The following is a 12169-nucleotide window of genomic DNA, read 5'->3' as shown; positions in this document are numbered from 1 at the left end:
TCACCGCCGCCGTGCCGTCACGCTCCGGCGGCGGCCAGGGACCGGACGTCGGCGGTCGTCAGGCACTTGCCGCCGATGCCCCAGTCGCCGCTGGCGACCTCCTCGACGACGACCCAGGTGACCCCGCGCATGGCCTCGCCCTCGATGGCGACCATCGCGTCGGTCAGCCGCTCGACGATCGCGTGCTTCTGGTCGGCCGTGAACACGCCCTCGATGACCTTGACGTTGACGAACGGCATGTTTCCTCCTCGATCGGGCCGGCGGGGGCGCCGGCAGGAGGAGGTTCCGGCGCGGCCGTGTGACGCCGCGTGTGACCGGCTCCCGGCAGCCCCTGGCCACGCACGGCGGCTGCCGGGTGCCGTCCTCCCACCGCTGAGACGACCACCCGCCGACGACGGACGCCCTGACCGGAAGGGGTCGGGGTCAGGCTCCTCCGGCGGAGCCGCCGCGGCGGCGCAGGTACCTCTCGAACTCGCGGGCGATCTGGTCGCCGTTGGCCTGCGAGAGGTCGACCTCGGTGGCGCGCTCCTCGAGGGAGCGCACGTACTCGACGACCTCGGCGTCCTCGCTGGCCATCTCGTCGACCGTCTTCACCCAGTCCTCGGCCTGCTGCGGCAGCACGCCGAGCGGCACGGTGACCTCCAGGACCTCCTCGAGCCGCTGCAGGAGCGCGACGGTGGCCCGGGGCGACGGCGGCTGCGACACGTAGTGCGGGACGGCGGCCCAGAAGCTGATCGCCGGGAGGCCGGCCTGGACGCAGGCGTCCTGGAACACGCCGAGGATGCCGGTCGGGCCCTCGTAGCGGGAGGTCTCCAGCCCGTACGCGCGGGCCGACTCGCCGTCGTAGGCGGAGCCGGTGACGGGGGTGGGCCGGGTGTGCGGGGTGTCGGCGAGCAGCGCGCCGAGGGCGACGACGATCGAGGCGTCGAGCTCGTCGAGGATCTCCAGCAGCTCCTCGCAGAAGCTGCGCCAGCGCATGTTCGGCTCGATGCCGCGGATCAGCACGACGTCGCGGTCCAGCCCCTCGGGCCGGGCCACCGAGATGCGGGTGGTCGGCCACTCGATGCGCCGGCTCACCCCGCCCACCAGCGAGACCGTGGGCCGGTTGACCTGGAAGTCGTAGTAGTCCTCGGGGTCCAGCGCCGCCAGCGGCTTCGCGTCCCAGATCAGCTCGAGGTGCTCGACGGCCCCTGTCGCGGCGTCGCCGGCGTCGTTCCAGCCCTCGAACGCCACCACGACCACCGGGTCGGTGAGCTGCGGCAGGTCATCTGCGTCGGGCTTCGGATCGATCACCTCTGCCAGCCTACGTCGATCCCGCCGTCCCGCCTGGCGCACGCCCGCGGTTCTCCCACCGTCGGGTTGCCGGGTCCGCGACGCCCGCTGCAGCTGGGGGACCCGGGTGCGAGAATGGGCGCCGACATCGGGAACGCCCAGGCCTGGGCCAGCCCGCCGGGGTGACGGAGCGCGAGGCCCGCACGCCCATCGAGCAGAACCACTGGGGATCACCGTGTCCGAGTCACCCGACGTCCGCCCCGATGCCACAGCGACGCTCACGGCCCTGATGCAGCAGCGGATCCTGGTGCTCGACGGCGCCATGGGGACGGCCATCCAGCGGGACCGCCCCGACGAGGCGGGCTACCGCGGCGAGCGCTTCGCCGACTGGCCGAGCGACGTCCAGGGCAACAACGACCTGCTCAGCATCACGCAGCCGGAGATCATCGCCGGCATCCACCGCGAGTACCTCGAGGCCGGCGCGGACCTGATCGAGACCAACACCTTCAACGCGACGTCGATCTCGCTGGCCGACTACGGCATGCAGGAGCTGGCCTACGAGCTGAACGTGGCCTCGGCCCGGCTGGCCCGCCGCGAGGCCGACGCGATGGCCGCCCGCACTCCTGGGAGGCCGCGCTTCGTCGCCGGGGCGATCGGCCCCACCAGCCGGACCGCCTCGATCTCCCCGGACGTCAACGACCCGGGGGCCCGCAACGTCAGCTTCGACGAGCTCGTCGAGGCCTACCTCGTGCAGGCGGACGGCCTGGTCGACGGTGGGGTCGACGCCCTGCTGATCGAGACGATCTTCGACACGCTCAACGCCAAGGCGGCGATCTTCGCGCTCGAGACGCTGTTCGAGCAGCGCGGCCGCCGCTGGCCGGTGCTCATCTCCGGCACGATCACCGACGCCTCCGGGCGAACCTTGTCCGGGCAGGTCACCGAGGCCTTCTGGAACTCCGTCCGGCACGTGCGGCCGCTCCTGGTCGGGCTGAACTGCGCGCTCGGGGCGAAGGAGATGCGGCCCTACGTCGCCGAGCTCTCGCGGGTCGCCGACACGTTCGTCTCCTGCTACCCGAACGCCGGCCTGCCCAACGCCTTCGGCGAGTACGACGAGTCGCCGGAGGAGACGGCGGCGATCGTCGCCGAGTTCGCCGAGTCCGGATTCGTGAACCTCGTGGGCGGCTGCTGCGGCACCACGCCGGCGCACATCGCGGCGATCGCCCGGTCGGTGGAGGGCGCGTCGCCCCGCACCCCGGCGCAGCCCCGCCCGGCGCTGCGGCTGTCCGGCCTCGAGCCGCTCGCGGTCAGCGAGGAGTCGCTGTTCGTCAACGTCGGCGAACGCACCAACATCACCGGGTCCGCGCGTTTCCGGAACCTCATCAAGGCCGGCGACTACCCGGCCGCGCTCGCCGTCGCCCGCCAGCAGGTGGAGGCCGGCGCGCAGGTCATCGACGTCAACATGGACGAGGGGATGATCGACGGCGTCGAGGCGATGGACCGCTTCACCAAGCTCATCGCCGCCGAGCCCGACATCTGCCGCGTGCCCACGATGATCGACTCCTCGAAGTGGGAGGTGATCGAGGCAGGGCTGAAGAACGTGCAGGGCAAGGCGATCGTCAACTCCATCTCGCTGAAGAACGGCGAGGAGGAGTTCGTCCACCAGGCCACGCTCTGCCGGAGGTACGGGGCGGCCGCCGTCGTCATGGCCTTCGACGAGCAGGGGCAGGCCGACACCCTCGAGCGGCGCATCGAGATCTGCCGCCGCGCCTACGACGTCCTCACCACGCGGGTGGGCTTCCCGGCCGAGGACATCATCTTCGACCCGAACGTCTTCGCCGTCGCCACCGGGATCGAGGAGCACGCGAACTACGGCGTCGACTTCATCGAGGCGACGCGCTGGATCAAGCGGAACCTGCCCGGCGCGCTGGTCTCCGGCGGCGTCTCGAACGTCTCGTTCTCCTTCCGGGGCAACAACCGCGTCCGCGAGGCGATCCACGCGGTCTTCCTGTTCCACGCCATCAGGGCCGGCATGGACATGGGCATCGTCAACGCCGGGGCCCTCGAGGTCTACGACGAGGTGCCGGCGGAGCTGCGGGAGCGGATCGAGGACGTCGTCCTCAACCGGCGCCCGGACGCCACCGAGCGGCTGCTGGAGATCGCCGGCGACTACGCCGGGGACGGCGCGGCGCGCGAGGTCGCCACCGAGGAGTGGCGGGCCCTGCCGGTGGGGGAGCGGATCACCCACGCGCTCGTGAAGGGCATCGACGCGCACGTCGAGGACGACACCGAGGAGCTGCGCCGGGAGATCGCCGCGCGCGGCGGGCGGCCCATCGAGGTCATCGAGGGTCCGCTGATGGACGGGATGAACGTCGTCGGCGACCTGTTCGGCGCCGGGAAGATGTTCCTGCCGCAGGTGGTGAAGTCCGCGCGGGTGATGAAGAAGGCCGTCGCCTACCTCATCCCGTTCATCGAGGCGGAGAAGCAGCCCGGCGACGCCGAGCGCAGCAACGGCAAGGTCGTCATGGCCACCGTGAAGGGCGACGTCCACGACATCGGCAAGAACATCGTCGGCGTCGTCCTGCAGTGCAACAACTACGACGTCGTCGACCTCGGGGTCATGGTGCCGGGGCAGCGGATCCTGGACGCCGCCAAGGAAGAGGGCGCCGACATCATCGGGCTCTCCGGGCTGATCACGCCCTCGCTGGACGAGATGGTCGGCCTCGCCTCGGAGATGGAGCGGCAGGGCTTCGAGATCCCGCTGCTCATCGGGGGCGCCACGACCTCGCGGGCGCACACGGCCGTGAAGGTGGCGCAGAAGTACCACGGCCCGGTGATCTGGGTGAAGGACGCCTCCCGGTCGGTCCCCGTGGTCGCCGCGCTGCTGTCGGACGAGCAGCGGCCCGGTCTGCTGGCCGAGACCGAGGCCGACTATGCGGCCCTGCGGGAGCGGCACGCCGCCCGCCAGGACAGCCGGACCCTGCTGCCGCTGGCGCAGGCCCGGGCGAAGGCGACCCCGGTGGACTGGAGCGGCTACACCCCGCCGCGGCCGCGGATGCTCCTGCAGCAGGCGAAGGACGTCTGCGACGGCCCCACCTGCGACCACCGGCACGGGCACGCCACGCAGTTCGTGAAGACCTTCCCCGACTACGCGCTGGCCGAGCTGCGGGAGTACATCGACTGGCAACCGTTCTTCAACGCCTGGGAGATGCGCGGGCGGTTCCCCGACATCCTGCACAACCCGGCGACCGGTGAGGCGGCCCGGCGGCTGTACGAGGACGCGCAGGCGATGCTCGACCGGATCGTGGCGGAGCGGTGGCTGCGGGCCAGCGGCGTCTTCGGGCTGTTCCCGGCCAACCGGGTCGGGGGCGAGGACATCGAGGTCTACACCGACGAGTCACGCACCGCCGTCCGCGCCACGCTGCACCAGCTGCGGCAGCAGACCGAGGGCCGCGACGGCTCCGCGCGCAAGTCGCTGGCGGACTTCGTGGCGCCCCGGGAGACCGGTCTGCGCGACTACGTCGGCGCGTTCGCGGTGACCGCCGGGCTGGGCTCGGCCGAGCGGGTGGCGGCGTTCAAGAAGGACAACGACGACTACAGCGCGATCATGCTCGAGGCGCTGGCCGACCGGCTGGCCGAGGCGTTCGCCGAGCGGCTGCACCAGCGGGTCCGCCGGGAGTTCTGGGGCTACGCCGCCGACGAGTCGCTGGACAACGAGGCGCTGATCGCCGAGAAGTACCGCGGCATCCGCCCCGCCCCGGGTTACCCGGCGTGCCCGGAGCACACCGAGAAGCTCACCATCTGGGACCTGCTCGACGTCGAGGCCGCCACGGGCATCCAGCTCACCGAGAGCCTGGCCATGTGGCCCGGCGCGGCGGTGAGCGGGCTGTACTTCGCCCACCCGCAGGCGCAGTACTTCGTGCTGGGCCGGGTGGGCCGCGACCAGGTCGAGGACTACGCCGCCCGCAAGGGCTGGACGGTCGCCGAGGCGGAGCGGTGGCTCTCGCCGAACCTCGGCTACCGCACCGAGGACGAGTGAAGGACCCCCGTCCCCCTCACCCTTCGCACGCTCAGGGTGAGCCTCTGGACGGGGGCCGTTGCGCTCACCGGACAACGAGCACGTCGGCGTACTCCGGCGAGTGGCGGCTGGCGAAGGGGTGGGCGCCTGGCTCCGCGGGGGCCAGGAAGGTGGTGAGCGTCCCGCCGGGGACGACGACGTCGAAGGACCCGTCGGCCGCGGTGAGCGTCACCTCCGCGGCGCCGGCGTTGAACACGCTCACCCGGGACCCCGGGGCGACCGGGCCGGCGACGTGGAAGCGCTCGTCGTCGACCAGCACCCCCACCGACAGCTCGCCGTGGTCGTGGTCGGCCATCGGGTCGGCGCTGCCCGCCGGTGCCGTGGCCGTCGCGGCGGTGTGCGTGGCGCCCGCCGGGGGAGGGGAGGCCGCGAGCGCGACGGCCAGCGTCACGGTGGCGAGCATCAGCACGACCTCGCCGGCGGCGAACCGGCGGAATTCGCGCCCCTGGCCCGCGCGCAGCAGGGGGAGGGTGTGCTGGCGGTGGTGCAGGCCGAGCACGCCGAGCACGGTCAGCCCGGCGGTCTTGGCCAGCAGCAGGGCGCCGTAGCCGGTGCCCAGCGCCGCCACTGCCGCCTCGGTACCGCCCAGCAGGAGCACGGCGGAGAGCACGCCGGAGACGGCCGTGGCCAGGAAGCAACCCAGGGCGAGGCGGCTGAACCGGGACGCGGCCTCGGCCACCGCGGCGCCGCGGCGGGCGTAGGCGAGGAGGGCCAGCAGACCGCCGACCCACGCGGCCGCGGCGACGACGTGGACCCCGAGGGTCGTGACGGCGAGCAGCCGGTCCTCCGCCGCCGAGGAGTGGCCGGTGAGCACGACCGGGACGACGAGCGCCGCGCCGGCCACCACCAGGAGGAGCCCCGCGGCGGGATCGCCTGCGCCGCGGCGGGCGGCGATGCCGACGAGGCCCGCGAGCGCCACCACCAGGAGGCCCGCGCGGCCGGCGCCGGTCTCCTCGAGGAAGACCCGCAGCGAGGCCCAGGTCAGCGATGTCGGGGGTGTGCCGACCAGCCGGCTGACGGTGAGCAGCGCGCCGAGGGCGGCCGCTCCGGCCCACGCGAGCGCCCAGGTCGATGCAGCGCGGAGCGCCCGTCGGACCTCCTCGGGCGAGCCGGCCCGCCGGGGCAGCAGGACGGCGGCGAGGAGGAGGGTGCCGACCGTCCCCACCGCCGCCACCCGGCCGGCCAGCGTGATCACCGGCAGCCCCCAGCCGACCAGCGGGCCGGCGCCGGGGAGCCCGGAGGGAGCCGGCTCGGGAGCCCCGCCCCCGACGACCAGAGCGCCGAGGAGGAGGGCGGCCAGGCCCGCGGCCGTGAGCCCGACGGCGCGTCCCGGCCGCCACCGGGTGCGTGCGCGGGCGTCGTCGACGGCGACGGCACGCGCGGGCACGGCGAGGCTCACGGACGTCCGCGCAGCCGGCCCGCGACGAGGATGCCGAGCCCGACCAGCACGACGGCGCCGACGGCCACCCACACCCCGCCGGGACCGGCGGCGTCCATGTCGGCGGCCGACGCCGCGGGCGAGGGCGTCGCGGCCTCCGGTGACGGTGCTGCGGGGTCCGGCGTCGGCGCCGCGGGCTCGGCAGAGGACGCGGCCGGGGTCGTCGCCGTGGCCACGGCGAAGTCGAAGGTGCCCGTGAGCGGGTGCCCGTCCGAGGACGTGCTCCGCCAGACGACCTGGTAGGTCCCGGCGGGCCGGTCGGCGATGAGGCGCTGGACCACGGAGGTGCCCCGGACCTCCGCGTCCCCTTCGGAGAGGACGGCGCCGTCGGCGTCCGTCACCAGGACGAGCGTGCCGAGCGGCAGCGGTTCGCCGGAGAAGACGAGCTCGACCGTGGACGGGGATGACTCCACGGTGGCGCCGGCCGCCGGTGTGGTGCCCACCAGCCCGTCGTGGGCGAGCGCGGACGGCGCCGTGGCCAGGAAGAGCACGCCGGCCACCAGGGCCAGCAGCAGCGCCGTGCCCCGCCGGTGGCGGACCTGTCGCGAAGCAGTCATGCCCGTCCTTCGTTCCCAGTCGGGCTTCCGGTTGCCCGGGCCCCATGAGCCTCGGCGAGCACCGACGCGGCGGTCAACCACCACCCCTGTGCCCACGGCCTCCCCAAAACCGGGTGAACCGATCCGGCCCCGGCTCCCGAAGGCAGGACGGACAGCGCGGCCGGGGACCGGTCCGCTGATCCGGGTCTCCGGACCGGAACCACGGCCGGCGCAGAGGCGCGCCGGCCGGCGCGACGGGTGATCGGCGCTCTCGCCGGCGCCCGCCGCCACCACTCCGAACACGAGGAGCACACCTTGCGCAAGGCACTCGCACTCCCGACCGTCGCCCTGGCCGCCGCGGCCTTCCCGCTGCTGGCCGTCTCCACCGCCTCGGCGCACGAGGGGCCGCACAGCTACCAGGCCGACCTCGGCGCCCTCAACCAGTCCGGCGTCCAGGGCACCGGCATGGTGACGCTCGACGACACCACGGCGACCGTGATGATCGAGGCCTCCGGGCTCCTCGCCGGCGCGCCCCACGCCCAGCACTTCCACATCGGCGCCCAGGGCACCTGCCCGACCGACGCCGCCGACGAGAACGGTGACGGCTTCGTCAGCGTGACCGAGGGGGCGCCGTTCTACGGCGCCATCGGCTCCTCCCTCACCACCACCGGCGACACCGGTCCGGACAGCGGCCTGGCCATCGACCGCTTCCCGACCGCCGAGGGCGGCTCCGTCAGCTACGAGCGCACCTTCGAGGTGAGCGAGGACGTGCACCAGGCGTTCGAGGACGGCACCGCGGTCCTCGTCGTGCACGGCGTCGACCAGAACGGTTCCGGCACCTACGACGGCGACATCATGAGCGACCTCGACCCGTCGCTGCCCATGGAGGCGACCGCGCCCGCGGCGTGCGGCACCCTGGAGGTCGCGCAGATGGGCGCCGCGCCCGCCGGTGGCGCCGAGACCGGCGGTGGGAGCACCGTGGGTGCCGAGCAGCAGACGGCCATGGGCGTCGGCGCCCTCGCGCTGACCGGCGCCGCGGTCGCCGGTGGGCTGGCCTACCGGCGTCGTCAGGCCGACCAGGCCTGATCCGTCCCCGGGCCGCACACCCCGGAGGGAGCCCGCGTGACCGAGCAGAACGGCCGTCGGCCGAGCACCCGCACGTGGACGGCGCTGGCCGTCGGGCTGGCCCTCGTTGCCGTCGTGGCCCTCGCCGTGGCGGTGACCGGGCAGCGGCAGGCCCCGCAGCCGGCGGCGTCGGCCTCCGCGTCCGCCACTGCCGCCGCGTCCGCCACTGCCTCCGCGTCCGCCACTGCCTCCGCGCCCGCCAGCCCGTCCGCGCCCGCCCCGCCCGGCCCGGGGACCGCGGCCGCGGAGCCGGCAGCCGAGGCCGATGCCGATGCCGTGGCCGAGCCGGTGGCGGTGAGCATCCCGGCCATCGGGGTGACCAGCGACCTGCTCCGCCTGGGGCTGAACGACGACGGCACCGTGGAGGTGCCGCCGCTGGAGCCGGACGACCAGGCCGGCTGGTACGAGCGCGGTCCGGCGCCCGGTGCGGTCGGCCCCGCGGTCGTCCTGGGGCACGTGGACTCGGCCGAGCACGGCCCGGGGGTGTTCTTCGACCTCGGCGCGCTGGCACCCGGTGACGAGGTGGAGGTGGCCCGCGCCGACGGGACCGTCGCGGTCTTCGCCGTCGACCGGGTCGAGCGGCACCCGAAGGCCGACTTCCCGACCCTCGAGGTCTACGGCAACACCGACGACGCGCAGCTGCGGCTGATCACCTGCGGTGGGGACTTCGACTCCTCCGTGCGCAGCTACGAGGACAACGTGATCGCCTTCGCCACCCTGGTGCGCACCGAACCGGCCTGATCCCGGCGGTTCGGGACCCGGTGATCCGGCGGCCCGAGGACACCCGGCCGCCACCGGTCACGCAGCCGGACCAGCACCGCGTCCGGCGCTCCTCCGGTGGCACCACTCCGGTAGGGCGCCGCTCCGGCCCCGCCGCCCGGGCTGGGACACTCGGAGCCGCGGACCACCCACCGCGTGGACGGCTGCCCTGCGCGCCGTGCCTCCTCAGCCGGATCACGAAGGAACGTCGCAGCCCTGATGCCGAACGACCTCGCCGCCGTCCTGTTCGACATGGACGGCACGTTGGTGCAGACCGAGGAGTACTGGGGCGAGGCGATGTTCGAGCTCGCCGCCTCGCTGGGCGGGCGCATGTCACCCGAGGCCCGGGCGGCGACGGTGGGGACGAGCATGCGCCGGTCGATGCAGGTGCTCCACGCCGACCTGGGCGTCGTCCGCACGCAGGAGCAGCTGCAGGCCGACGCCCGGTGGGTCGAGGACCGGGTCGGCGAGCTCATGGGGCGCGGGATCCCGTGGCGGCCAGGCGCCCGCGAGCTGATCTCGGCCGTCCGTGCCGCGGGGCTGCGGACGGCCCTGGTGACGACGACGCCGCGCCGGCTCGCCGACATCGTCCTGGGCAGCATCGCGGCCGACCTTGGGAGCAGCCCGTTCGAGGTCACCGTGTGCGGCGACGAGGTGCCCGCGCGCAAGCCCGACCCGGCGCCGTACCTGCAGGCGGCCGTCGCCCTGGGCGTGGAGCCCGCGGCCTGCGTCGTCGTGGAGGACTCGATGGTGGGCGTGACCGCCGGGCTGGCCGCCGGCATGGCGGTGCTCGGGGTGCCGGCGTTGCAGCCGGTCCCGCCCGCGCCCGGGCTGACCCTGCGCGACACGCTCGCCGGCGTCGGGGTGCGCGAGCTCCTCGAGGTCCTCGCCGCCGGGCGGTCGGCGCTGCTCGCCGGCCGCTGAGCTGAACGAGCGTCAGCCGGGGCTCAGACCGGTGTGACCGGCAGCGTCGTGCGCCAGCCGGCCGCCGCTGCGGCGTCGGCCGGGAACGGCGGGGGAGTGCCCCCGAACGCCGGGCACAGCGCCTGGTGGTCGCACCAACCGCACAGCCGGCTCTTGTTCGGCCGGAACTCGCCGGTGGCGACGGCGCGCTCGATCGCCGACCAGATGGCCAGCAGCGTCCGCTCGAACCGGACCAGCTCCGCCTCCTCCGGGGCGTAGGTGAGCGCGTCGCCGTCGCCGAGGTAGAGCAGCTTGAGCTGAGCGGCGACGACCCCGCGGGTGCGCCAGAGGACCAGCGCGTAGAACTTCATCTGGAACAGCGCCTTGGACTCGAACGCCTCGCGGGGCATCGAGCCGGTCTTGTAGTCGACGACCCGCAGTGCGCCGTTCGGGGCGACGTCGAGCCGGTCGACGTAGCCGCGCAGCAGGAGCCCGTCGGGCAGCGTGACCTCGACCAGCTCCTCGCGCCCGGCCGGCTGGATGCGGCGGGGGTCCTCCAGCGTGAAGTACTTCTCGACGAGCTTGCCGGCCGAGGCCAGCCAGGCGGCCACCGACTCCGGGGCGTTCGCGTCGGTCTCGGCGCCCTCCTCCTGCCCGGTCTCGAACAGCTCGGCGATGCCCGGCTCCTCGCGCAGCTCCGCCCAGGCCGGCTCCACCAGCTCCAGCGCGCTCTCGGGGGTGCGCCGCGCGGGGGGCAGGTCGTAGAGCCGCTCCAGCACGGAGTGCACCAGGGTGCCGCGGACGGCAGCCAGGCTCTTGCGCTCGGGCAGCCGGTCGATCGTGCGGAATCGGTAGAGCAGCGGGCAGGTCTTGAAGTCGGCCGCGCGGCTGGGGGAGAGCGACGGGCGACGCGGTGCCGCCGCCTCGCCGGGCGCCGCCGCACCCTCCGCGGGCGTGTCGATTCCCGTGTCGGTCTGCACCATCGCCGTCATGCACCCGAGGCTAGGTGGCGCCTCCGACAGTTCCGAGCGCCCGCGCCGCATCGGCGTCCCGGGTCACACCGGCACCGTCCGTACCCTGGTCGCCCGTGACCAGTGAGCAGGAGCCCGGGACCGACGTCGTCGACGAGGCGCAGCCCGCGCCGGCCGGGACGCCGGAGGACGCGGGGGAGCAGCCGGCCGTCCAGCGGGCCGAGCCCGTGGAGGGCGCGTTCGTCGCGGGGGACCGCGTGCAGCTCACCGACCCCAAGGGGCGGCTGCACACCGTCGTCCTGACCCCGGGCAAGCAGTTCCACACCCACCGCGGCGCCATCGAGCACGACGACCTCATCGGCGCGCCCGAGGGCTCCGTCGTGCACTCCACGGCGAACACCGGCTACCTCGCGCTGCGGCCGCTGCTGGCCGACTACGTGCTCTCCATGCCGCGGGGCGCGCAGGTCATCTACCCGAAGGACGCCGCGCAGATCGTCGGCTTCGGCGACGTCGGCCCCGGCATGCGCGTGCTGGAGGCCGGGGCGGGTTCCGGGGCGCTGAGCTGCTCGCTGCTGCGGGCCGTGGGCTCCGAGGGCTCGCTGACCAGCTACGAGCGGCGCGAGGACTTCCTCGACGTGGCCCGGGCCAACGTCGGCGCCTTCTTCGGCGAGGTCCCGGACAACTGGAACCTGCGGCTGGGCGACCTGGCCGACCACCCGGCCGAGGAGGTCGTCGACCGCGTCGTCCTGGACATGCTGGAGCCGTGGGCGGTGCTGCCCACCGTCGCCGCGGCGCTGCGGCCGGGCGGCGTGCTCGTCGGCTACGTGGCCACCGTGACCCAGCTCTCCACCTACGTGGAGGCGCTGCGCGCGCAGGGCGTCTGGACCGAGCCCTACGCCTGGGAGACCCTCCTGCGGCCGTGGCACGCCGTCGGCCTCGCCGTCCGCCCGGAGCACCGGATGGTCGCCCACACCGCCTTCCTCGTCACCGCCCGCCGGCTCGCCGAGGGCGCCGTCGCACCCATCCGCCAGCGGCGCGCTCAGAAGCACTGAAAGGACCCTCCTGCCCCCCGCCGCTCGCACGCTCGCGG

The 12169-nt window shown here is 74.4% G+C and carries 10 protein-coding genes; 5 read left to right on the top strand and 5 right to left on the bottom strand.

The features are described 5' to 3' along the window. Positions 1 to 17: 17 nt before the first annotated feature. Both ACI79P_RS12550 and ACI79P_RS12545 read right to left on the bottom strand, forming a co-directional pair. The gene (locus tag ACI79P_RS12550; RefSeq protein ID WP_236828665.1) at positions 18 to 239 is read right to left on the bottom strand and encodes a tautomerase family protein; all 222 of its coding nucleotides are present in this window, start codon (positions 237 to 239) and stop codon (positions 18 to 20) included. Between the two features lie 184 nt (positions 240 to 423). Then, positions 424 to 1293: a PAC2 family protein gene (locus tag ACI79P_RS12545; RefSeq protein WP_456581383.1), complete on the bottom strand. Its 870-nt coding sequence runs from the start codon at positions 1291 to 1293 to the stop codon at positions 424 to 426. Between the two features lie 214 nt (positions 1294 to 1507). On the opposite strand from ACI79P_RS12545, the gene metH reads away from it, so the two are divergent. Next, a complete protein-coding gene (gene metH, locus ACI79P_RS12540) occupies positions 1508 to 5308 on the top strand; it encodes a methionine synthase (protein ID WP_456581382.1) in 3801 nt (1266 codons plus the stop codon). A gap of 64 nt (positions 5309 to 5372) precedes the next feature. Here metH and ACI79P_RS12535 read toward each other — a convergent pair whose 3' ends face one another. Next, the gene (locus tag ACI79P_RS12535; RefSeq protein ID WP_456581381.1) at positions 5373 to 6746 is read right to left on the bottom strand and encodes a copper resistance D family protein; all 1374 of its coding nucleotides are present in this window, start codon (positions 6744 to 6746) and stop codon (positions 5373 to 5375) included. Continuing rightward, positions 6743 to 7342 carry a copper resistance CopC family protein gene (locus tag ACI79P_RS12530; RefSeq protein WP_456581380.1) on the bottom strand — a complete coding sequence of 200 codons (600 nt, stop codon included), beginning with the start codon at positions 7340 to 7342 and terminating at the stop codon, positions 6743 to 6745. Before ACI79P_RS12530 ends, ACI79P_RS12535 begins: the two co-directional genes overlap by 4 nt. Positions 7343 to 7636: 294 nt before the next feature. On the opposite strand from ACI79P_RS12530, the gene ACI79P_RS12525 reads away from it, so the two are divergent. From ACI79P_RS12525 to ACI79P_RS12515, 3 genes are all read left to right on the top strand, one after another. Next, entirely contained in the window at positions 7637 to 8407 is a 771-nt protein-coding gene (locus ACI79P_RS12525) for a hypothetical protein (RefSeq protein WP_456581379.1), read from the top strand. Positions 8408 to 8443: 36 nt separating this feature from the next. Further along, entirely contained in the window at positions 8444 to 9187 is a 744-nt protein-coding gene (locus tag ACI79P_RS12520; protein ID WP_456581378.1) for a class F sortase, read from the top strand. Between the two features lie 237 nt (positions 9188 to 9424). Continuing rightward, the gene (locus ACI79P_RS12515) at positions 9425 to 10129 is read left to right on the top strand and encodes an HAD family hydrolase (RefSeq protein WP_456581377.1); all 705 of its coding nucleotides are present in this window, start codon (positions 9425 to 9427) and stop codon (positions 10127 to 10129) included. Between the two features lie 23 nt (positions 10130 to 10152). On the opposite strand, the gene ACI79P_RS12510 is transcribed toward ACI79P_RS12515, so the two are convergent. Beyond that, positions 10153 to 11100 (bottom strand): RecB family exonuclease, encoded by a 948-nt coding sequence (locus ACI79P_RS12510; RefSeq protein ID WP_456581376.1) that lies wholly within the window; start codon positions 11098 to 11100, stop codon positions 10153 to 10155. Positions 11101 to 11195: 95 nt separating this feature from the next. Between ACI79P_RS12510 and ACI79P_RS12505 the strand changes: the two genes are divergently transcribed. Beyond that, positions 11196 to 12131 carry a tRNA (adenine-N1)-methyltransferase gene (locus tag ACI79P_RS12505; RefSeq protein WP_456581375.1) on the top strand — a complete coding sequence of 312 codons (936 nt, stop codon included), beginning with the start codon at positions 11196 to 11198 and terminating at the stop codon, positions 12129 to 12131. The last annotated feature ends 38 nt before the right edge of the window (positions 12132 to 12169 follow it).

The organism is Blastococcus sp. SYSU DS0510 (genome assembly GCF_054050835.1).
This window is presented reverse-complemented; position numbering and strand designations above follow the sequence as displayed.